This is a genomic window from Stenotrophomonas sp. IS26, assembly GCF_054188265.1.
Genome location: NZ_JBSZJV010000005.1, coordinates 80,647 through 99,741 on the forward strand (window position 1 = coordinate 80,647; position 19,095 = coordinate 99,741).

Genomic DNA, 19,095 nt, shown 5'->3' on the forward strand with positions numbered 1-19,095 from the left:
CAACTCGTTGGCGGCACCATTCTGGCCATCCTGCTACCATTCCCCCGCAAACCCAGCCAGCCCACCCAGCGCAGACAGATGCGGGGCCGGCCGTCACACGTACGGCCCAGCGAGCCAGGACACCCTCCCGTGCCCCTTCAAGGAAGCTCGCATGTACCGCAATTCCGTAATCCGCTCGGCCGCTCTGGCCTTCGCCATTTCCCTGAGTCTTGGCGCGCCGTCCGCGTTCGCCGCTGACCAGACGACAGCATCCGCCAGCACCGCCGCCGTCCAGCGCAAAGCCGTCGCCCAGGGCCTCTACGAGCTGGCCTTCAGCCCCAAGCAGAACGCCGTGTTCGTCGCCTCCTCGGGCGGCTTCGGCGACGCCGCCGGTCCGTCCCAGGTGCTGCGCCTGAATCCGGAAACCCTGGCCGTCGAAACCGCCATCCCGCTGGAACGCAAGGCGTTCGGCGTGGTGCTGGACGATGCCAACAACCGCCTGTACGTCGGCAACACCGTCGATACCTCGGTCACCGTGGTCGATACCGCCACCAACAAATCCGTCGGCATCGTGCAGCTGATGGAGAAGAAGGTCGGCAAGGATGGCAAGGCCGCCTACACCCACGATCTGCGCGAGCTGGTCGTCGATGGCGCCAACAACCGTCTGTACGTCACCGGGCACTCGGGCGAGGGCAGCGTGTTGTTCGTGGTGGATACGCAGTCGCTGAAGGTCATCAACACCATTCCGGGCTTGGGCAATGCCAAGGCGCCGGGTCTGGCGCTGGATGCCAAGGCCAAGCGCGTGTACACCTCCAACCTGCTGGCCGAGGTCGTCACCGTCGGTACCGACACCGGCAAGGTCGAGCAGCGTTTCAAGGTCATTGCCGAGCAGCCGATGAACATCGCGCTGGATCCGGGCGGCAAGCGCCTGTTCGTGACCGACCAGGGCTCGGAGATGATCCGCAAGTACCAGGCCAGCAGCTCGGGCTTCGAATCGAAGCACCCTGGCCAGCGTGTGCTGGTGCTGGACCGCAGCACCGGAAAGGAACTGGCCAGCATCCCGACCGATGCCGGTCCGCTGGGCATTCTGCTGGACGCGCCGCGCAAGCGTCTGTACGTGACCAACCGCGATGGCGGCACCGTGACGGCGTACAACAGCGACACCTACAAGCAGGTGGCCACATACGCGGTGCCGACGCACCCGAACAGCCTGGCACTGGATGCCAAGAAGAACGTGCTGTACGTGACCGTCAAGAACGGTGACAGCGAGCCGAAGGGCAGCGAAGAATCTGTTGCTCGGATTGCGCTGTAACCAATGATCGCGAGACGGCGCCCGGTGAGAATTTCACCGGGCGGTGTCTGCAATGCTTTGCCTTCGGACCATTGGTTGGTCGATTACCAATCGCACTTCGCTCGGTGGTAAACCAGCGCGTGCGGGCTGGCACGGTCAATGGCTGGTGCCGTAGTCGCTAGCGAAACTCCCTCTAGCGACGCATAGGTTGAGGCGCGCAAGCTAGGAGCGACTAGAACCATCCGCGTATCTGGATCAATGGCAATCAGACGCAGGTCGAACAATGTATGGATGTCTGCCCTGAGCAGTAGACCATTGCTTACTGCGTTTGTCTCGCCATCCAAGTACGGAAAGATGTGCGCGGCTTCGAGTGCATCCAGTACGTCACACCCAGTGACGGCACAGCGTCCGCCATATGCCTTGATCAAGGCCGCACGAAATTCCGGCTGACCGCGCCGGCGGACAATGCTCGCAAGCACCCGCGTTCGCTGGTCGGAAGCGGCCCCTGGATTGAATGCGCCTTCCGCTACAGCGTCCTGAGTCACTTGATCCAGAGTGGGCGCGCTGGTCTGCTGCGGAAATGGCCGCATGTCGATCAGCTTGACCAAGCGTGCCGCAACGTCCTGTCCCACGTTTTTGGCTGGCTTAAGACCGTCGATCCATTGCAAGCCGAGCCCATCTAGAACATAGGAAATGTTCTGCATGCGGAACTCCCACGCCTTGGCATTCCTCCCGACCTTCTCAGACAGCTCGCGATAGGTGTGTGCCTTGACGACGCGGCGGCCATTCAACTCATCAGTCAACATATTGAGGTAAGCATCCACTGCTGCTTCCAGCTCACTGTCTGTCCAGTGCTCCACCATGGCGCAAGTAACTCTAATGCGAATCTTGGATTCGATAGAGCCAGCGTATCGCAATACACTGGGTCAATGAAGAGAGTGGTTGTGATTGTCCAAACAGATAGGAATCGATCCGGCGGCTACTGCGTTGCTAGCTTCCGCCGCACGTAATAGCCACGCCCCTCCCCAAAGACCACACTCAACGCCTCCACCGTCCCGAACGCATTCCGATGGAACTCGATCTCCAGCCCATCGATATCCGGTGACACAAAACGATTCGGCGACACTGGCAGCACGCGCCCATCGCGTTTCGTCCCAGCCACACCCACGCGCACCTCCCCACCAGCCACCTTCACCTCCAACGCCGGGATGTCGAAGATGTCGGCCAACGCACGGCGCTGCGCCATCGGCACGCTCTCATCCTGCTCGAACACCCCGGGATAGTCCGCATACCGCGGCTCGCGCAGGTCCAGCGCAACCGTGCGCACGGCGGGATTCACCCCACGCGCGATCGCATCCGACAGTGCATTGCGGATCTCCGTCGCCAACGCAGCACCGTTCTCACCGTTGGTAAGAATGACGAAGCCGTCACCCGTCTCCAGATACCCCTCGATCCACGCCCGGTAACTGTCGTTGGAGCCGCCGTGGTGGAAGATCCGGGTCTGTCCGGCACCGTCCAGGCGCGGGCCAAGGCCGTGCCAGCTAGGCGAGACCTCGGTCATCATGTCGGTCGCGATGGGGTGCGGCAGGAAGTTGCCTTTGCCGCGGTAGCTGGCGGTGAGGGCGGCGACGAACGCGACCAGGTCGTTGGCGCTGGTCCACAGGCCTGAGGCGCCCTGTTCGGGGAAGGACTGCCAGCCGCGCGGCAGGGCGGTGGGCTTGCCGTCGCCGTCATGCGCTTTGGCAATGTTGTCGGTGGTGGCCGGCGGATCGGTGAAGCGACTGCGCTGCATATGCAGTGGCTCAAAGACCTGCCTGCGTGCGAGCGTGTCCAGCGGCTGGCCGGTCACATCTTCGAGCACGAGCTGTTCCACCATCACACCACCACCAGAGTAATCGCCCCGTTTGCCGGGTGTATGGATCAGACGTATCGGTTTGTTCTTGGCCGGGGCGACGCCGTCCAATGTCTGCAGCAGTGTGGGCAACGGTTCGCCGGGCAGGTAGTCGGCGAAGCCGTGCACGCCGAGCCCGGCGGTGTGGGACATCAACATGCGCAGGGTCAGCCGCGGCGCCGGTGCTGCCGGGGTAGCGGGTACTTTCCAGCTGCGCAGGTAGGTGGCGATGTTCCGGTCCAGTGCGAGGGTGCCGTCGGCGACCAATCGCAGGGATGTGGCGGCCGTAACCACCTTGCTGACCGAGCCGACCGAGAACAGCGTGTCTGCATTCACGGCAGCCTGGGTGCCAGCCTCGCGTGTGCCGTAGCCGGCGCTATGAACGAGCTTGCCGTCGCGTAGCACGGCGATCGCAACGCCCGGGACATGGTGCTGGGCCATGCGTTCCTGCAGCGACCAGTGCGGCAGCGCGGTATCGGCCGGCACCACGGTGGGGCGCAGGCCGGAGGCGAGCGCCGTGCGGATCGTCGCGTCTTCGCGGTCCGCCGCCGCTGCAGGGCCGGCAAGCAGCAGTAGCATCGCGGCACACAGTGACGCGCGCAGCAGGCCGTTCTGAGCGCGGTTGAATCGCAATGGGGTTGGTGCCTGCGGAGTGGATGCGTAAGCCATGCGATACCTCATGAGGGGGCGATGCGCGAAAGACAGGCATGCGCGTGCACGCCGCAGATTGGGGCGGTACGGCTCAGCGAAAGAGAGCATGGCGTGGCGGGCGATGGCGACGAAGGCCATCGCACCGATCAGCGTCAACCTTGGGCAATGCGTCCGCTCAGCGTCTGCCGGCGACCGCACCACGCTGGGTGAGGTAGTCACGGACGCGATCGTTGCGTGCCTGGTTCAGTGGCGAGCGCCATTGCCCGAAGTCGGCCACCACGCCCAGGTTGACGTCGGCACCGTGCTCGACCAGATAGGCCACGGTGTCGACGTCACCGGAGCGGGCGGCATTGATCAGCGGGGTTTCGTCCAAGGCGACGATACGGTTGACGTCGGCCCCGGCGCCGACCAGACGCTCGACGACCGGCAGATGACCGCGACGTGCCGCAGCGATCAGCGGATTGCCATCGCCGCGCGAGGCCAGGTCGGGCTGCGCGCCTAGGACGAGGAGGGCGTCGACCATCGCCAGTTCGCCGTGCTTGGCGGCGATGATCAGCGCGGTGCCGTCGCCACCGACCTGCGTGTCCACGGCAATACCCATCTTGACCAGCTGCTGCACGCGGGAGATGTCGCCGTTGCCGGCCGCGCTGAGCAGCTGCTCGGCGTGCGGCGAAACGGTACGCGACGTAGTGGCGGTTTCGTTCTCTGCAACGATGATCGCGTTGCCCAACCGCGGCGTAGCGGCCACGGTGACACCAACATGCGCGATCAGCGCAACCGCACACAACGCGCCCCAGCCGAAGCGCGTTGTCCAGCGGGTCGAGCGCGTGTCCAGGCGCAGCAGCCCATCGATGCGCTGGCTCAAGCCACTTCGGGTGGCGGACATGGCAACGGCCAGTGGCGCGCTGCGTCCCCGCTGTGTCATCAGTCCGGCGATACCGGCCAGCAGGGAATTGGCGTACCCGGGGCCACTGCCGGTGCGCAGGGCCGCTTGCTCGTCGCAAGCCATCTCGCGGGCGAGATCCAGCCGACGGCCCAGCAGGCGCAGGAACGGGCTCCACCAGTACACGGCGAGCAGTGCACGCTGTGCAGCGGTGATCCACAGATCATGCCGACGAATATGCGCGGCTTCATGCAGCAGCAGATCACGCAGCGCGGCCGGGGGCAGGGTGGATGCCATCGTGGTCGGCACCAGAATGCGCGGCGACCACAGGCCAACCACCATCGGGCCCGGAGCGATATCGGATAGTGCAACGCTGGCACCCGCAGGCAGTTCTCCACCCAGCAGCGCTTCGTGCTGGAGCGAATGCCGCGCGCTGCGATGCAGGCGACGCGCTTGCCATGCGCCTTGGCCCAAGCGGGTCAGGCCCCATAGCGTGCCGAGCAGCCAGATCAGCACGGCGCCGTGCAGCAGGGTCGGCGTGGTGGAGGCGGGGATCGTGTTGGTGATGCCGTCCAACTTCTGCGCGAGAACCTGCACTGGAGCTCCAGTCGCTGACGGCAGTACGGCCTGCTGCGCGATCTCACCAGCCGTCGGCACGGTGCGAGGCAGCAGGACCAACAGCGGTGACGCCGCGGCCAGCACAAAGGCCACGCAGAGCGCCCAGGAGCGCGCTTCTGCATTGAGCCGGCTGCGCCCCACTACAAGGACAGCCAGCGCGAACAACAAGGCGCTCTGCCAGAGATGTTGCACGGCCATCGTTGCCAGGGCCTGGGTCCAATGCACGGTCATTTGGGCGTCCTCGAAGGAGATGCGTCGTCCACGCGCTGCTGCAGCGCTTTAAGCTCGTCAGCGTCCATGTCGTGCTCATCGATCAGGTGCTGGGCCAGCACGGTAGGCGAATCGTTGAAGAAGGACTTGAGCAGATTCTCCAGCGCCTGCTTGCGCGCGTCGCTGCGGGTGATCGCGGCGCTGTAGATGAAGGCGCGACCCTCACTGCGATGGTGGACCAAGCCCTTCTTGTCCAGCACCTTGAACATGGTCAGCACGGTCGTATAGGCGACCGGCTTCTTCTTGGACAGCTCGTCGGCGACCTCGCGCACGGACGCCTCCTTCTTCTTCCAGAGCACCTCCAGAATGCGGCGTTCGGCGTCGGTCAGGGCAGGCGATACGGGGCGGGCCATGGCTATCTACTGGTTCGTTAGTTGATGGCCGCATCGTGCGCCCGACGGATCGGCCGTGTCAACTATGTAATTAGTAATGACCGGCCTGCATGGCAGACAATGGCGCCGCGCAGGCTACGTCGCTGGCGCGTATCTATGGATCGTCATGGCCACGCAACAGCGCGCAGCTGGCACAGCACTCGCTCAGCGGCCTCTGCCGCAGGGCAGCGCGCAATGCCGCACGGGCTGCAGGATGCGCGCCGAGGCCATGCAACAACAACGTAAGTGCCAGCCCACAGCAGACGCTTCCGGACGCGCTTGGCTTCCCACGTTGCGCAGCTTCCGGTGTGATCTCATGACAGTCCATGTACCGGTTCCCAGCGTCGACGATGCCCCATGGCAACTATCGTCCGGCGCCGTCTCAGATGCTGAGATCGTGGCCTAGTGATGACAGCATCGCACCGCTGAACGCACCGGCGGGTATCAGTCAGCCCCGTGCACGTCACGTCAGCAACACCGGGGTTTCTTTCACGGCTCACCCAACCGCCTCTCCCTAGGATCGAACTTCATTCCCCATCGCTCCAAGGAGTTCCCATGGCTGCTTCCCGCGTTCGCCTGCACGTTGAAGATTCCGGTGGTACCGGCCGCCCGGTGGTCCTGATCCACGGCTGGCCGCTGTCGGCCGAATCGTGGAAGGCCCAGGTCCCCGCGCTGCGCGAGGCGGGGTACCGCGTGGTGGCCTATGACCGCCGTGGTTTCGGGCGCTCGGACAAGCCGGCCGATGGGTACGAGTACGACACGCTCGCCGATGATCTGGCCGGTGTGATCGAGGATCTGGACCTGAAGGACGCCACCCTGGTCGGCTTCTCCATGGGCGGTGGCGAAGTGGCGCGCTATGTCGCCAAGCACGGCGAATCGCGCCTTCACAGCGTGGTGTTCGCCTCGGCGGTGCCGCCGTACATGCTCAAGACCAGCGACAACCCCGAGGGCCCGCTGACGCAGGAAAAGGCCGATGAAATGCGCGAAGGCCTGGAGAAGGACCGCGACTCCTTCTTCGATGGCTTTACCAAGGATTTCTTCAGTGCCAACGGCGAGCTCAAGGTCAGCGAAGAAGAACGCCAGGCCGCGATCAAGCTGTGCCAGCAGTCCGACCAGACCGCCGCGCTGGGCTGCATGAAGGCGTTCGGCACGACCGACTTCCGCGGCGACCTCAAGAAGGTCACGGTGCCGACCCTGGTGCTGCACGGCGACAGCGATGGCACGGTCCCGTTCGAGGGCTCGGGCAAGCGCACCCATGCGGCCATCGCGGGCAGTGAAGTGGTGGTCCTGAAGGACGCGCCGCACGGCTGCAATGCCAGCCATGCCGATGCGTTCAACAAGGCACTGTTGGACTTCCTGAAGAAGTAAGTCGCAGGTCGCTCTCCGCCATGCGCGCCCGGCACGTTGAGATCACGTGTCGGGCGTTCTTGTACGCTGTACCCGCTGAGCTGGAATCCAGCGCCCGCCCATACGAGATCGTCCATGCGCCAGTCCCAGACACCGCCCTGGAAGAAGCCCAGTCCCAATGGGAAGAAGAAGTCGCAGCCGCTCTCCGAGGCGCAGAAGAGCGCGGCCCGTCAGCGCGCCGAGGAAAACGGGCGGCGCTATCCTAATCTGGTCGACAACATGTGGGCGGCTAAACTGCCACGCGGCAGTTGATCGCTCGCGCTTCTATGCTTTCTCGTTGTGGCACAGCTGACTAATAGGCGACAACCCGTCCACGGTCGGTGGCGCACCCCCAAGGTATACATCCGACTGTCTCTGTGGGGACAGTAGTGGGTACATGTACGATGCAATTCACCCAAGGTGCGAAGCTTCCGGTTGTACCTGCCGAGTAGTATCGAGATACTCTGTAGACACAACGCCTGTTGTCGACGCCAATCAGGGCCTCCGCGTTGCCGGCGCGGGTTGTGCGAAAACGAACGCTACCGTGAGCGCGGAAGTTCTCACTCACTCCCACGTTGCCAGACGGCGCGTAGGCGAACACGTAGTCCGCTGAGCGGTCGTCATGCAAAAGCGTTCCTTCTGACGATGATGTCGACTCTGGATCCTGCTCCAGTCGGGGCACGGGGAGATCTTCGTCATCGTCTTGTTCGCATGACCAACCTCCGATTGCATCGGGGCCGCTTAAAATGCCTTCGCCTTGGCCCGCTGTCATTCCATCCTGCTCACATAGTGCGTGGTGGTACAACTGGGTCGCGATTGATTGCTCTGAGAAAAAATAGGAAAAGGAGCCATCTGGATTGGGTCGAAGCTTCTGCTCCACAGGGAGTAAACCACCATCCAAATCAGACCATTGTGCGGTGCGCACGATGCGCTTGGTGCCGTCGCGCTCTTGGGTGTGTTCATCACGATAGGCGGCGGGCGGGGGCGTGACCGGCATCGTGGCTGCTGCGGAGAGTAGAAGAATGAACATGGACATCGGCGTTCTCTGGTGAACGAGCTCAGCTCGGTCAGATCATGCTGCCCACTATCATTTTCTTGAACTGTGCGTTGCTCTACGCATCAGTCAGAAGCAACACACTAAGACCTATCTGTTGTCTCTGTTGTAAAGAGAATCCCAATCTGGTCGACAACATGTGGGCGGCCAAACTGCCACGCGGCAGTTGACCAGCCCCTTGCTCAGCGCTTGACCGCGAGCACCCCATCCATCGCCAGCTCGGCCTTGAAGCCTGCCTTTTCCAGCCGCTTGGCGACCTCGCGCGGCACATCGCGGCCGCTGGTCAGTTTGTTCGGCGCACCGGTGTAGTGGAACATCCGGCCGCCCTTGCGGATGACGCGTGCGAGCTGGTCGTAGAACACCTGTGAATACAGTTCGCCGGCGATGCCGAAGCGCGGCGGATCGTGCAGGATCGCATCGACCGAGGCGGTCTCCAGCCCTTCGATCTCCTGCGACACGTCCCCCTGGCTCAGCGCCAGACGACCGCCGCTGCTTTCCGCGTCCGGATCGGGCGACCACGGATTGAGCGTGCGCAGCCACAGCACATCCGGATTCTTCTCGAACGAGCGGATACGGGTCACCCCACCTTCCAGGCAGCACGCCGCGAAGTAGCCCAGGCCGCCACAGGTATCCAGAACGGTTTTGCCGGCCGGTGCGATCAACGCGACCTTGCGGCGGGCATCCTCGAACGGGGAGACCTGCGCGCTGGGCAGCATCTTGATCCCGTCGATCTCGAAGGTCGGCGCGTCCCAGTCGGTCGGCACCAGCTTGATCAACGCCGAGCCGAAGCGCGAGATGGCCAGGAACTCCTCGCCATCCCAGTAGTACAGGGTGCGGTCCTTGGTCTTGCCGGGATAGGCATAGGTCTCCCCCTTCCACTGCCAGTGGTCGGCCGCCAGCGTGGCGGTGCCGGTGGAGCGGCCGAGGTCGAGCGAGCCGGTCCATTCCCCGGTGCCGGCATCGCGGGCGCGGGTCAGGCTCGCAGCGAGCGGGCGGGTCAGCAGGGGGCCGGTGTAATGGGGCACGGGATTTCAGGCCGCGGCGCGAACGCCAGACGGTATGGCAGTCAGGGGTGGGCATCGTACCTGAGAAGCCGCTGGCCGGCCGTCATGCGGCCCCGAGCTGCGAGGATTCCGACCCACGAGTGCGCGGGTATCCGAGGCGCCGGCGGGGAGTGCGCTGATCGAACTGCGCAGGGACGCTTCGGATACTTGGTTAATGTCCTACGACCACTTCCTCTGGCCAACCGGTACCGCGTACTTCTTCAGTGCGCACCTGCGCGATCGCAGCAGCAGCCTGCTGGTGGAACAGGCGCAGATCCTGCGGCTGGCGTTCCGGGTGGCGCAGCAGGCGCGGCCGTTCCGGATCAACGCGATCGTGGTGCTGCCGGACCATCTGCACGGGGTGTGGACGCTACCGGAGGGCGATGAGGAGGGGCATCGCCGGTGGGCGCAGATCCAGGCGATCTTCGACCGCCAGCTGCCGATGACTGATCCACGGCTGCAGCTCCGGCGTGATCGCAGCCTGCGGCCGCTTTGGCACAACGGCTTTCGCGAGCATCGGATCGTAGATGCCGAGGACCTGCAGCGGCATGTGGCCTACGTGCACCACAACCCGGTCAAGCACGGGCATGTGCGCGACGCGACGCAATGGCCGTACAGCTCGATCCATCGCGGCCGCCGCGAGTCGGAAGAGCCATGTTGAAGTACGGGGATGGGATCCCCGCCTGCGTGGGGTTGCGGGTGGGGCGATGCAGGGGATGGGTGTTGCGGGCCGGGCCACCGGTGCGGGCGGTCGGTCGGTCGCCGCCGGTATCAGTGGCTCGGTGGGAGGGGGAAACAGGCATTGGCCATCAGGGGCACTTCACCGGAAAGACCGGCCCGGCGCCGATCAGGACCAGTGCCATGTAGTCGCTGTCCTTTGCTTTGCCTTTGAGTGTGGCGCCCGGGTTGAACTTGAAGATGCCGAAGCCGCCACCGGGGCGCACCAGGGCCTTATTGATCTGGTCGGCTTCGTCGCGGAAGAACTGGGCGATCTCGGCACGGCTGGATTCCTGCAGCGGCGTGGCGTCGCGCTGCCATTGCTCATCGCGGTTGAAGGACACGTAGTACTGGCCCTGCTGCTGCTCGATACGGAACTCCGCGGGCTTGCGCGCGTGGGTGGCATAGCAGCCGAGCATTGGATCGGAGGAGAACACGCCGGCGCTGTTGTCGTTGCCGCAACCGGTCAGCAAGAGCGGGGACAGGAGGAGCAGGCTGGAGAACAAGCTGGGCAACAAGCGCATGGCGGTTCCTGTCGGCGGATGTTGACGGCATTGTCCGACACGGCATGAAAAGATCCCGTCTGTGTGCACCGCGGGCGATGGTGTACGGTGATGCGATTCTCAGGAGACACCCCGTGCTGCCCGATTCTCCGCAAGCGCCGCGCTCACCGTCGACGGTGCCAATCTCGGCCCAGCGACTGCCGCTGCTCGGCCTGGTCAGCTTCCTCGGCCTCCCCGTCGGTGCCGCCGCCGCCCACATCGCCACCGCTGCCAACCACGGGGTCACCGCGGGGGCCAGCACCACAGGCGTCTCCATCGGCGTACTCGCCTCGGCCGCCGTGGGTCTGATCGCCACGGTGGGCTCGCGCGTCCGTCAGGAGCGCTGGCCGTGGCTGGGCATCATCGGCGCGGTGCTCAGTGCTGCGCCGCTGGTGCTGTTCCTGGTCGGGATGATGTTCAAGCACTGAGGCAGCCAGTGAGGCACGGCTGCCGACGTGGCCACTCCGTGCGGTGGTGCGTCGATCAAGCAGGCAGCGCTGCGTCCAGGCGGTGTACTTCCACGGTCACGTGCACCAGCTCTTCATGCACAGACAGCGCCTCACGGATCTGATCGGCACTGAGCGGATCGGCGCTCACCAGGCTGGCCACGACCGCGTACTTGCCGCGGCCTACCTGCCAGACGTGCAGGTCGGACAGCTGCGCCGACCACGGCCCCTGTTCGATCACCTCGCGTACCTCCGCCACCACCGGTGCGTCCATCTGCGCATCCAGCAACACGCGGCTGGTGTCGCGCAGCAGGCCGATCGCCCAGACGGTGACCAGTACTGCGCCCACCAGGCCCATCACCGGGTCCAGCCACGCTGCCCCCCAGACCTTGCCGCCGATCAGGGCGGCGATCGCGAGCACCGAGGTGGCGGCGTCGGCGATGACGTGCAGGTAGGCCGAGCGCAGGTTGAGGTCCTGTGTGCCATGGGCGCCATGACCGTGGTCGTGGTGGTCTGCGTGACCGCCGTGACCGCTCTGCTCATGCGCGTGGTGGTGCCCATGCCCATGGTGTTGGCCATGCGGGTGATGCCCGTGGTCATGGTTGTCGCGCAGCCACCATGCGCACAGCAGATTGACCGCCAGCCCGACCACCGCGATCGCAATGGCCTCGTTGTAGTGGATGGCACTGGGCACGAACAGCCGCTGCCCGGACTGCACGGCCATCAGCAGCGCGACGCCGAGCAGGGCAATGGCACTGGTGTAACCCGCCAGGATCTCGACCTTCCAGGTGCCGAAGGTGAAGCGATGGTCGTGTGCATGGCGGCGTGCGAAACCGTACGCGAACACAGACAGCCCCAGCGCCAGTGCGTGCGAGCTCATGTGCCAGCCGTCGGCGAGCACGGCCATGGAGTTGAACCACCACCCGCCGATGATCTCCACGATCATCATCGCCGTGGTCAGCCAGAGCGCGCGCTGCGTGCTGCGCTCGGCCAGGGGATTGCCACCGTCGAAGCGATGGGTGTGGCGGCGGGCGTCGGCGGCAGCGTTGAGGATCATGGGGCAATCCAACCATTGGACTATACCCCCATAGGGTATATGCTCCGGCCCCATGTCGCACGTTCAACACCACCGCAGACCCTTGCTCGCCCGGGTCCGCCGCATGGCGGGCCAGGTCGCCGCACTCGAAGCCTCCCTGCAGTCGGCCGAGGCCGATTGCACCGATGTCCTGATGCAGGCCTCGGCCGTGCGCGGGGCGGCACACGCACTGTTGATGGCGCTGCTCGATGAGCACCTGCAGGAGCACGTGGTCGGCCCAGACGATCCGGTCGAGCGCGCGGCCGAGGCCCAGGTGCTGGTCAAGCTGCTGCGCGCCTACGGCAAGTAGGCGACGCAGCGCTCGCGCCGGCTCAGTGCCGGTGCCGCCGCCAGGCGTTCCACACGTGCGTGCTGGCCAACAGCAGGCTGCCGACCACGGTCATCGGGGTTTCGGCCTCGTGGCTCGGCCAGCCCATGGCGCCGGCCAGCAGCAACAGCAGCCCGACCAACGCGGCGGCCATCGCCAGCACGGGCAGACGGTGCTGGCGGTGCGCGCGCCACAGCGCGAAGCCGGTCACCGGCGCGGCAATCGCCACGAACAGGGCATGTACCCACTCGGCTTCGGCCCACACCCCCATCAGCGGGAGCATCGCCGCGAGCAGCGGCAGGGCCAGGCAGTGCAGCAGGCATAGGCCGGACAGCGCGATGGCGCCGGCATCCAACAGGGCAGAGGATCGCTTCATGGGGCGTGGGGGTCTTGGTCTGTGAATGTTATATAGTAACATTTCACTTCCCCTCCAGACCTGCTCCGCCATGACTGCCTCTGCTGCCCTTCATGATTCCCGTCTGCCGGTGACGGTGCTGTCCGGCTTCCTCGGTGCCGGCAAGACCACCCTGCTCAATCAGCTGCTGCGCAACCGCGAGGGCCGCCGGGTGGCGGTGATCGTCAACGACATGAGCGAGATCAATGTCGATGCGCAGCTGGTCCGCGATGGCGGCGCGGCGCTGAGCCGCACCGAGGAGACGCTGGTGGAGTTCAGCAACGGCTGCATCTGCTGCACGCTGCGCGATGACCTGCTGCACGAGGTGCGCAGGCTTGCGGCGGAGGGGCGCTATGACTACCTGCTGATCGAGTCGACCGGGATCGCCGAGCCGATGCCGGTCGCGGCGACCTTCTCGGTACGCGATGAGGATGGCTTCAGTCTGAGCGACATCGCGCGGCTGGATACGCTGGTGACGGTGGTGGATGGCGCGCAGTTCCTGCACGACTTCGGCTCCAGCGATCGGCTGATCGACCGCGGCCAGCAGGCCGGTGAGGACGACGACCGCGGCGTGGTGAATCTCCTCGCCGAGCAGATCGAGTTCGCCAACGTGATCGTGGTGAGCAAGTGCGATCTGATCGACGACGACACGCTGCAATCCACGCTGGCCGTGCTGCGCGCGATGAACCGCGATGCGCGGCTGGTGCTGTCCGAACACGGCAACGTGCCGCTGCACGAGGTGCTCGATACCGGCCGCTACGACTTCGTCAAAGCGCAGCTGGCACCGGGCTGGATGCAGGCGCTGCGTGGCCAGCACACGCCGGAGACCGAGGAATACGGCATCACCAGTTTCGTCTACCGCTCGCGCCGGCCGTTCCATCCGCAACGCTTTGCGCGCTTGCTGGAGACCGGGCTGGGCAGCGTGATCCGCAGCAAGGGCTTCTTCTGGCTGGCCAACCGCATGGACTCGGTGGGCGAGCTCTCCAGTGTCGGTGCGGCCACGCAGACCTCGGTCGCGGGGGTCTGGTACGCCTCGCGCGAGCGCATGGAGGCGGGCCTGGAGAACACCGTGCCCGAGCTGCCGCCCACGCGCGTGCCCTACACGGATATCGGCTGGGCACGCCAGCAGGCGTCGTGCTGGACCGCGCCGCTGCCCACCGTGGATCAGGTCGGCGATGCCGGCGAATACCAGGCGATGCGCCGGCTGTGGCATCCCTGGTGGGGCGACCGCCGCCAGGAGCTCGCGGTGATCGGCGTGGCGATGGACGAGCACGCGGTGCGTGCCGAGCTGGATGCCTGCCTGCTCAATGATGAGGAGCTGCGCGCCGGGCCGCTGTTGTGGCAGTTGTTGCCGGATGCGTTTCCGGCGTGGGCGCGCGCATGAGCAAACGGATGCAGGGGTTCAGGTAGCCAGTTGCCTTGCCATCTCCTTGATGACCACTTCGATGATCGTTCGCACCATGCGCATCTCGCCGTACAGGGTCACTCCGGCGACATCAGCCCAGTACGAATTTTCTGTTTCGATCGCCGCCTTTACCGATTCAGCCAACGGAACGACACTGGATGTCATCTCGGCAAGGCGCCGCTGCGCCAAGCGCGACGGCAGGCCCAGCTGTATCCCGGCATTGACCAGCAAGGCTGGCGTGATATCGGCGAAACGCTGTACGCCGAGCAGATCCCAAGCAAGCGTAGATGCTTGCGGCCAGCTCGGACTGTCCTCTTTGTAGGCGCGGCTGCGGCCCGCGACGGTGCTGAGCAGATCGTAGTGTGGGGCAAGGTCGGTGCCACCTGTGCCGACGAGAAAGCTCAGGTTCTTCAGATGGGCATCGTCGTTGCCAGTCAGCACATTGAACACCAACCAGTCAAACAGTCGCCTGCGCGTGTTAAGTCTCTCGCGGCAGTAGTGGATCGCCGCATCCAACGTCCGAAGGCTTCCCGCACTGTATTTGTCTCCGCGCTGGAGGTTCAACAGTTGGCAGGCGTCGATGGCATGCATGCGGCGTGTGCTGCCGCCGTCCGTTACACGGTCAAACCGTTCGATCAGAAAGACCGGCTCGGGCACATAGCGTCGCTGCACCTCGGGCACCATCAGCCCCATCGCGCGGGCCAGGCGCATGACAAAATACTCGTTGATCACCGTGTGCGGATAATCAGGGTCGGTACTGTCCGGCTTCAGAACATGGGTGGACGTTTCCGTGCCGACAGGCTGGTACAGCAAGCCTTGGTCTTCGATGACGGCCAATTTGTGTTGTGCGCCGGCCAGCGACATTCGCTTTTCCGCGCCGCCGGCCAGTGAGTGGCGCGGCAGGTTCTGGATCCGCTGGGAGAGTTCGGCATCCGGCAATCGCGCCCGGCTCCCTGGCGCCAGTGTTACATGCGGGGGCAGCAGGGTCAGCGAACCCGCGGATTCAGCACCGTAGTGGGTCAGCAGGGCGAAGTCATCGCTGCCGCGGAGTCCAGCGTCCTGCGCCATGCGTGTGCGCTGCTGATCTTCTGGGAGCAGATTGTCGAAGTACCATTGCACGGGGCGCGAAGTACTGCCGTCCAGAAGGGGGCTGTGGCTGCGCGGCAGCCAAGGCGAGAGGTCGAAGCTTTCTGGATGATCACGCCAGGTGGGCGCGTACTCGAACCGCCATAGGTTTCGATGCTCGTGCAAGGTACCGACGGGCTGGCCATCCAGGGTGGCCAACAACGAGCGCTCTGGATAGTGCAGCCCTTCCAGGAACACGTCACCCAACGCAGGTTGGGCAGCGTTGATGGATGACGGATTCATCGTTTCGCTCCGCGCATTCTGTCCTGCTCCTGCAGCAGTGCTACGGCCGCGTCGGGCACATCGATCTCCACGCGCAGGCCGAGTTCCGTTAGAACCTGGAACAGCTTCTGCCACTGCACAGTGCCGCCGCCGCGCTCGACCTTGGCAAGGAAGTTCTCGCTGACCCCGATGCCTTCGGCGGTGTCGTCCTGACGCATTCCCTGGCACTTGCGCGTGGCTCGGACCAAGGGACCGAGTTCTTCATGGTGCTTGAGCGTGACCTTCATGCATTATCCTTACGAACGTGTGGATTCTGCGGTAGTGGCGCGAGAATACGCCAAAATCCTTTTTAACGTAAGGATTTCTATTGAACGCGTGTCGACACGAGAATAATCCTCTCGATCATGAGGATTCAAGCCGGCCCGTCAGTTGCCACCCGACGCTCGTCGCGGTCAGAACGTCAGTCAAGCCGACCGCCTCCAGCAGCGCGTCATCGTGCGACACGATCATCAACGTGCCGCTGTATTGGCGGAGCATCTGCTCCAGCGCGGTCAGCGAGGGCAGGTCGAGGTGATTGCCGGGTTCGTCGAGCAGCAGCAGTTGCGGCGGCGTCTGCGCGTACAGTACGGACGCCAGCGCCGTCTTCAAGCGTTCGCCACCGCTGAGCGTGGCCAACGGCCGCAGGCTGCGCTCGGCATCCAGGCCGAGCAGGGCCAACTGCGTGCGCAGCGTGCCTTCGCTGGCCAACGGATGCGCGCGCTGCAGCAGTGACAGGGCCGAGGCGTCGCCGGGCAGCATCGTGAGCGACTGATCGAGCAGGGCGACGCTCGCCGCCACATCGACGTGCCCCGACACCGGCTGCAACGTGCCCGCCAACACCTTCAAGAGCGTGGATTTGCCACTGCCGTTGCGGCCCTGCACGCCGATCCGCTGGCCGCGCTGCATCGTGAGGTCCAGCGTCATCCAAGGTGCCTGCACCCACGGTAGTTCGGCGGCGATGAGCTCGGCCACGCGCTGGGGCCCGGGCTGGTGGATCACCGGGGCGAGCAGGGCGATCTCGATGTCCTGTTCCACCTCGCCGGCAGCCTCGCGCACGCGCGCATCCAGTTCGGTGCGGCGCTCGTGCTGCTGTGTTTGCAAGCGGCCGGCGCTCTGCTCGCTGCGGTTCTTCATGCCACCGAGCAGGATCGGTGCCTGGTTGGCGGTGCGTGCCTCGCGTGTGGCGCGCGCCTGCCGATGCGCCATCTTTTCGCGCTGATCGCGCAGCTCGGTCTGCTGCTGGCGGCGCTCGCGCTTGCGCAGGGCCAGTTGGGCATCCGCGCTGCGCCGCTGGTCCTGCTTCTGTTCGGTGTAGAGATCGTAGTTGCCGCCGTACTGGCGCAGCCCGCCGGGCGACAGTTCGACGGTGCGCGCCATGTGCCGCAGCAGCGTGCGGTCGTGGCTGATCACGATCAGGCCGCCGTGCCAGCGCTGCAGCGCCTCGATCAGGCGTGCGCGATGGGCGGCGTCAAGGTGGTTGCTGGGTTCATCCAGGATCAGGCCCTCGGCACCGGACAGGAACGCACCGGCCAGCGCGACCTGCATCGCCTGGCCACCACTGAGCGTGGCCGCCGGCCGCAGGGGATCCAGCGCGGGCAGCCCGAGCAGCTGCCATTGCGCCTGCAACTGCTCGCGGAGGTCCCAGCGCTCCCCCACACGGGTGAAGTCGTCCGGATCGACGCTGCCGGCTTCGATGCGGTGCAGGGCGTCGAGCACTGCGCCGACACCGGCCAGATCGGCGATACGGCCTGCGGGCACGCCGCTGTGCTGCGTGAGCAGGTGCACCGGCCCGCTGCGCAGGATGCGGCCGGCCGTGGGCGTGAGATCGCCACTGAGCAGGTGCGCGAGCAGGCTTTTGCCCACGCCGTTGCGCCCGACCAGGCCGGTCGGGGTGCCGTCGAACGCGGCGGACAGTTCGGAAAACAGAACCCGGCCGTCGGGCAGGGTATGCGTCACGCGATCGAGCGTGAGAGCGAATGCGGTCATGCGACCTCCATTGGATGCCAAAGACTCCCCTCCTGCGGAACAGGTGGGTGGAGACGGGCCGTCAGACGACGGCGGCATCAATGGCGCATGTAGGCCTACCTCGGCAACAAAGGCGGCTGACTGCCGCGCGGCCAGTATAAAACCGCCCGGCGGCAGGGCGATGAACGCCGCCTGCTCAGCAGCTGACGCCGGTCAGCCGGGCGCTGATGAAATCGATGAAGACCCGCAGCTTGGGCAGCACATGGCGGCCGGAGGGCCACAGCAGGTAGAAGGTGCCGCAGGCATGGATGCGGTCGGCCATCACCCGTTGCAGGCGACCATTGGCCAGTGCCTCGCGCACCGAGTGCTCGGGGATATAGGCGATGCCGCGCCCGGCCAGCGCGAAGGCCAGCCGCGCTTCGATCGTATTGCTGACCATCGAGACCGGCAGTGCGAGCGGCGCGGCGCCCGGCGTCTGCGGCAGCGGCCAGGGTTCCAGCTTGCCGCTGCTGGGGAAGCGGTAGTGCAGGCAGTCGTGCTGCAACAGGTCCTCGGGCACGCGAGGCGTACCGCGGCGGGCCAGGTAGTCCGGGGACGCGACCAGATAGCGCGGAAACACGCCGAGCTGCCGCGCGCTCAGGCGTGAGTCCGTTGGCGCGCTGACCCGCAGCACGGCATCGAAGCCTTCCTCGATCACATCCACCAGGCGGTCATCGAAATCCAGCTCCAGGCGGATGCCGGGATACGCGGCCATGAACTCGGTGAGCAGCGGTAGCGAGATGTCGCCGACCAGCGGCAGACTGACCCGCAGCACCCCCGTGGGCGCCTCGGTCTGCTGGACCAGTTCATCGCGGGCGGCGTCACGCTCATCCAGGATGCGCCGGCACCGGACCAGGAAGCGCTCGCCCTCGGCGGTGAGGGTGACGCTGCGGGTGCTGCGATGAAACAGCCGCACGCCCAGCGCCTGCTCCAGCCGCGATACCGTCTTGCCGGCCGCCGAGGCAGAGATGCCGAGCATGCGGCCGGTTTCGACGAAGCTGCGGGTGTCGGCGACCTGCACGAAAGTCTGCAGGTTGCCGAGATTGTCCAAGGCTGACATGGGCGGTTGCACGGGGGGAAGGGGGGAACTGTAGCGGTCGGAAGCGCTGGCGGGGCAGGAGGCGGCGGCATCGGCCCGCAACAGTGTGGTGCGCGGGGGCGGTGGAGGCCGAAGACCTTGCAGGGAGCGCGACTTGCCGATTGCGGCCTCGCGGCTCCGGAATGTGCGGAGCGCCAACCGGCTGTTTCCCTGGCGGCTCACCGCCTACCGTGGCGCTCCCCCTTCTGCTGGTGCCCCCATGTCCTCCCTACCAGAGCTCCGCGAGCCCACCTCCTTCGATGCGCCACCCACCCAGGCGCGC

Annotated in this window: 19 protein-coding genes; 7 read left to right on the forward strand and 12 right to left on the reverse strand. The window is 65.5% G+C overall.

The genetic code is table 11. The annotated features are described in order from the left end of the window. Positions 1-151 precede the first annotated feature (151 nt). Entirely contained in the window at positions 152-1,291 is a 1,140-nt protein-coding gene (locus tag ACW6W5_RS06760) for a YncE family protein (protein WP_152153807.1), read from the forward strand. Positions 1,292-1,374: 83 nt separating this feature from the next. On the opposite strand, the gene ACW6W5_RS06765 is transcribed toward ACW6W5_RS06760, so the two are convergent. The 4 genes from ACW6W5_RS06765 to ACW6W5_RS06780 form a co-directional block, all read right to left on the reverse strand. Further along, the gene (locus ACW6W5_RS06765) at positions 1,375-2,133 is read right to left on the reverse strand and encodes an HNH endonuclease (protein WP_458233635.1); all 759 of its coding nucleotides are present in this window, start codon (positions 2,131-2,133) and stop codon (positions 1,375-1,377) included. Between the two features lie 116 nt (positions 2,134-2,249). Continuing rightward, entirely contained in the window at positions 2,250-3,950 is a 1,701-nt protein-coding gene (locus ACW6W5_RS06770) for a serine hydrolase domain-containing protein (protein WP_458233636.1), read from the reverse strand. Positions 3,951-3,987: 37 nt separating this feature from the next. Then, complete coding sequence (locus ACW6W5_RS06775) at positions 3,988-5,544, reverse strand: M56 family metallopeptidase (RefSeq protein WP_152152975.1); 1,557 nt, start codon at positions 5,542-5,544, stop codon at positions 3,988-3,990. After that, positions 5,541-5,936, reverse strand: coding sequence for a BlaI/MecI/CopY family transcriptional regulator (locus ACW6W5_RS06780; RefSeq protein WP_152152978.1), 396 nt, complete (start codon positions 5,934-5,936; stop codon positions 5,541-5,543). Before ACW6W5_RS06780 ends, ACW6W5_RS06775 begins: the two co-directional genes overlap by 4 nt. A 573-nt stretch (positions 5,937-6,509) precedes the next feature. Between ACW6W5_RS06780 and ACW6W5_RS06785 the strand changes: the two genes are divergently transcribed. Continuing rightward, positions 6,510-7,322: an alpha/beta fold hydrolase gene (locus ACW6W5_RS06785; RefSeq protein ID WP_152152980.1), complete on the forward strand. Its 813-nt coding sequence runs from the start codon at positions 6,510-6,512 to the stop codon at positions 7,320-7,322. Positions 7,323-7,436: 114 nt separating this feature from the next. Next, positions 7,437-7,613 carry a hypothetical protein gene (locus ACW6W5_RS06790; protein WP_183073794.1) on the forward strand — a complete coding sequence of 59 codons (177 nt, stop codon included), beginning with the start codon at positions 7,437-7,439 and terminating at the stop codon, positions 7,611-7,613. A gap of 963 nt (positions 7,614-8,576) precedes the next feature. Here ACW6W5_RS06790 and ACW6W5_RS06795 read toward each other — a convergent pair. Next, positions 8,577-9,419, reverse strand: coding sequence for a class I SAM-dependent methyltransferase (locus ACW6W5_RS06795; RefSeq protein WP_152152982.1), 843 nt, complete (start codon positions 9,417-9,419; stop codon positions 8,577-8,579). Positions 9,420-9,612: 193 nt separating this feature from the next. On the opposite strand from ACW6W5_RS06795, the gene ACW6W5_RS06800 reads away from it, so the two are divergent. After that, a complete protein-coding gene (locus tag ACW6W5_RS06800) occupies positions 9,613-10,098 on the forward strand; it encodes an REP-associated tyrosine transposase (protein WP_152152984.1) in 486 nt (161 codons plus the stop codon). Between the two features lie 148 nt (positions 10,099-10,246). Here the strand turns inward: ACW6W5_RS06800 and ACW6W5_RS06805 are convergent, their stop codons facing one another. Then, positions 10,247-10,678 (reverse strand): hypothetical protein, encoded by a 432-nt coding sequence (locus ACW6W5_RS06805; protein WP_121042370.1) that lies wholly within the window; start codon positions 10,676-10,678, stop codon positions 10,247-10,249. Positions 10,679-10,791: 113 nt separating this feature from the next. On the opposite strand from ACW6W5_RS06805, the gene ACW6W5_RS06810 reads away from it, so the two are divergent. Next, the gene (locus ACW6W5_RS06810) at positions 10,792-11,124 is read left to right on the forward strand and encodes a hypothetical protein (RefSeq protein WP_226956649.1); all 333 of its coding nucleotides are present in this window, start codon (positions 10,792-10,794) and stop codon (positions 11,122-11,124) included. 55 nt (positions 11,125-11,179) lie between these two features. On the opposite strand, the gene dmeF is transcribed toward ACW6W5_RS06810, so the two are convergent. Further along, entirely contained in the window at positions 11,180-12,199 is a 1,020-nt protein-coding gene (gene dmeF, locus ACW6W5_RS06815) for a CDF family Co(II)/Ni(II) efflux transporter DmeF (protein WP_121042372.1), read from the reverse strand. Between the two features lie 52 nt (positions 12,200-12,251). On the opposite strand from dmeF, the gene ACW6W5_RS06820 reads away from it, so the two are divergent. Beyond that, entirely contained in the window at positions 12,252-12,527 is a 276-nt protein-coding gene (locus ACW6W5_RS06820; RefSeq protein WP_121042374.1) for a metal-sensing transcriptional repressor, read from the forward strand. Between the two features lie 22 nt (positions 12,528-12,549). On the opposite strand, the gene ACW6W5_RS06825 is transcribed toward ACW6W5_RS06820, so the two are convergent. Continuing rightward, complete coding sequence (locus ACW6W5_RS06825) at positions 12,550-12,921, reverse strand: MerC domain-containing protein (RefSeq protein WP_121042376.1); 372 nt, start codon at positions 12,919-12,921, stop codon at positions 12,550-12,552. Between the two features lie 70 nt (positions 12,922-12,991). Between ACW6W5_RS06825 and ACW6W5_RS06830 the strand changes: the two genes are divergently transcribed. Then, on the forward strand, positions 12,992-14,323 hold the full coding sequence (locus ACW6W5_RS06830; RefSeq protein ID WP_152152986.1) for a GTP-binding protein: 1,332 nt from the start codon (positions 12,992-12,994) through the stop codon (positions 14,321-14,323). An 18-nt stretch (positions 14,324-14,341) separates the two neighbouring features. On the opposite strand, the gene ACW6W5_RS06835 is transcribed toward ACW6W5_RS06830, so the two are convergent. The 4 genes from ACW6W5_RS06835 to ACW6W5_RS06850 form a co-directional block, all read right to left on the reverse strand. Next, complete coding sequence (locus tag ACW6W5_RS06835) at positions 14,342-15,712, reverse strand: HipA domain-containing protein (protein ID WP_152152987.1); 1,371 nt, start codon at positions 15,710-15,712, stop codon at positions 14,342-14,344. Next, complete coding sequence (locus ACW6W5_RS06840; RefSeq protein WP_123731323.1) at positions 15,709-15,978, reverse strand: helix-turn-helix domain-containing protein; 270 nt, start codon at positions 15,976-15,978, stop codon at positions 15,709-15,711. The genes ACW6W5_RS06835 and ACW6W5_RS06840 overlap by 4 nt, the downstream gene beginning before the upstream one ends. 115 nt (positions 15,979-16,093) lie before the next feature. After that, the gene (locus tag ACW6W5_RS06845; RefSeq protein ID WP_152152989.1) at positions 16,094-17,716 is read right to left on the reverse strand and encodes an ABC-F family ATP-binding cassette domain-containing protein; all 1,623 of its coding nucleotides are present in this window, start codon (positions 17,714-17,716) and stop codon (positions 16,094-16,096) included. Positions 17,717-17,891: 175 nt separating this feature from the next. Continuing rightward, a complete protein-coding gene (locus ACW6W5_RS06850) occupies positions 17,892-18,794 on the reverse strand; it encodes a LysR family transcriptional regulator (RefSeq protein WP_152152991.1) in 903 nt (300 codons plus the stop codon). Positions 18,795-19,095: the final 301 nt, after the last annotated feature.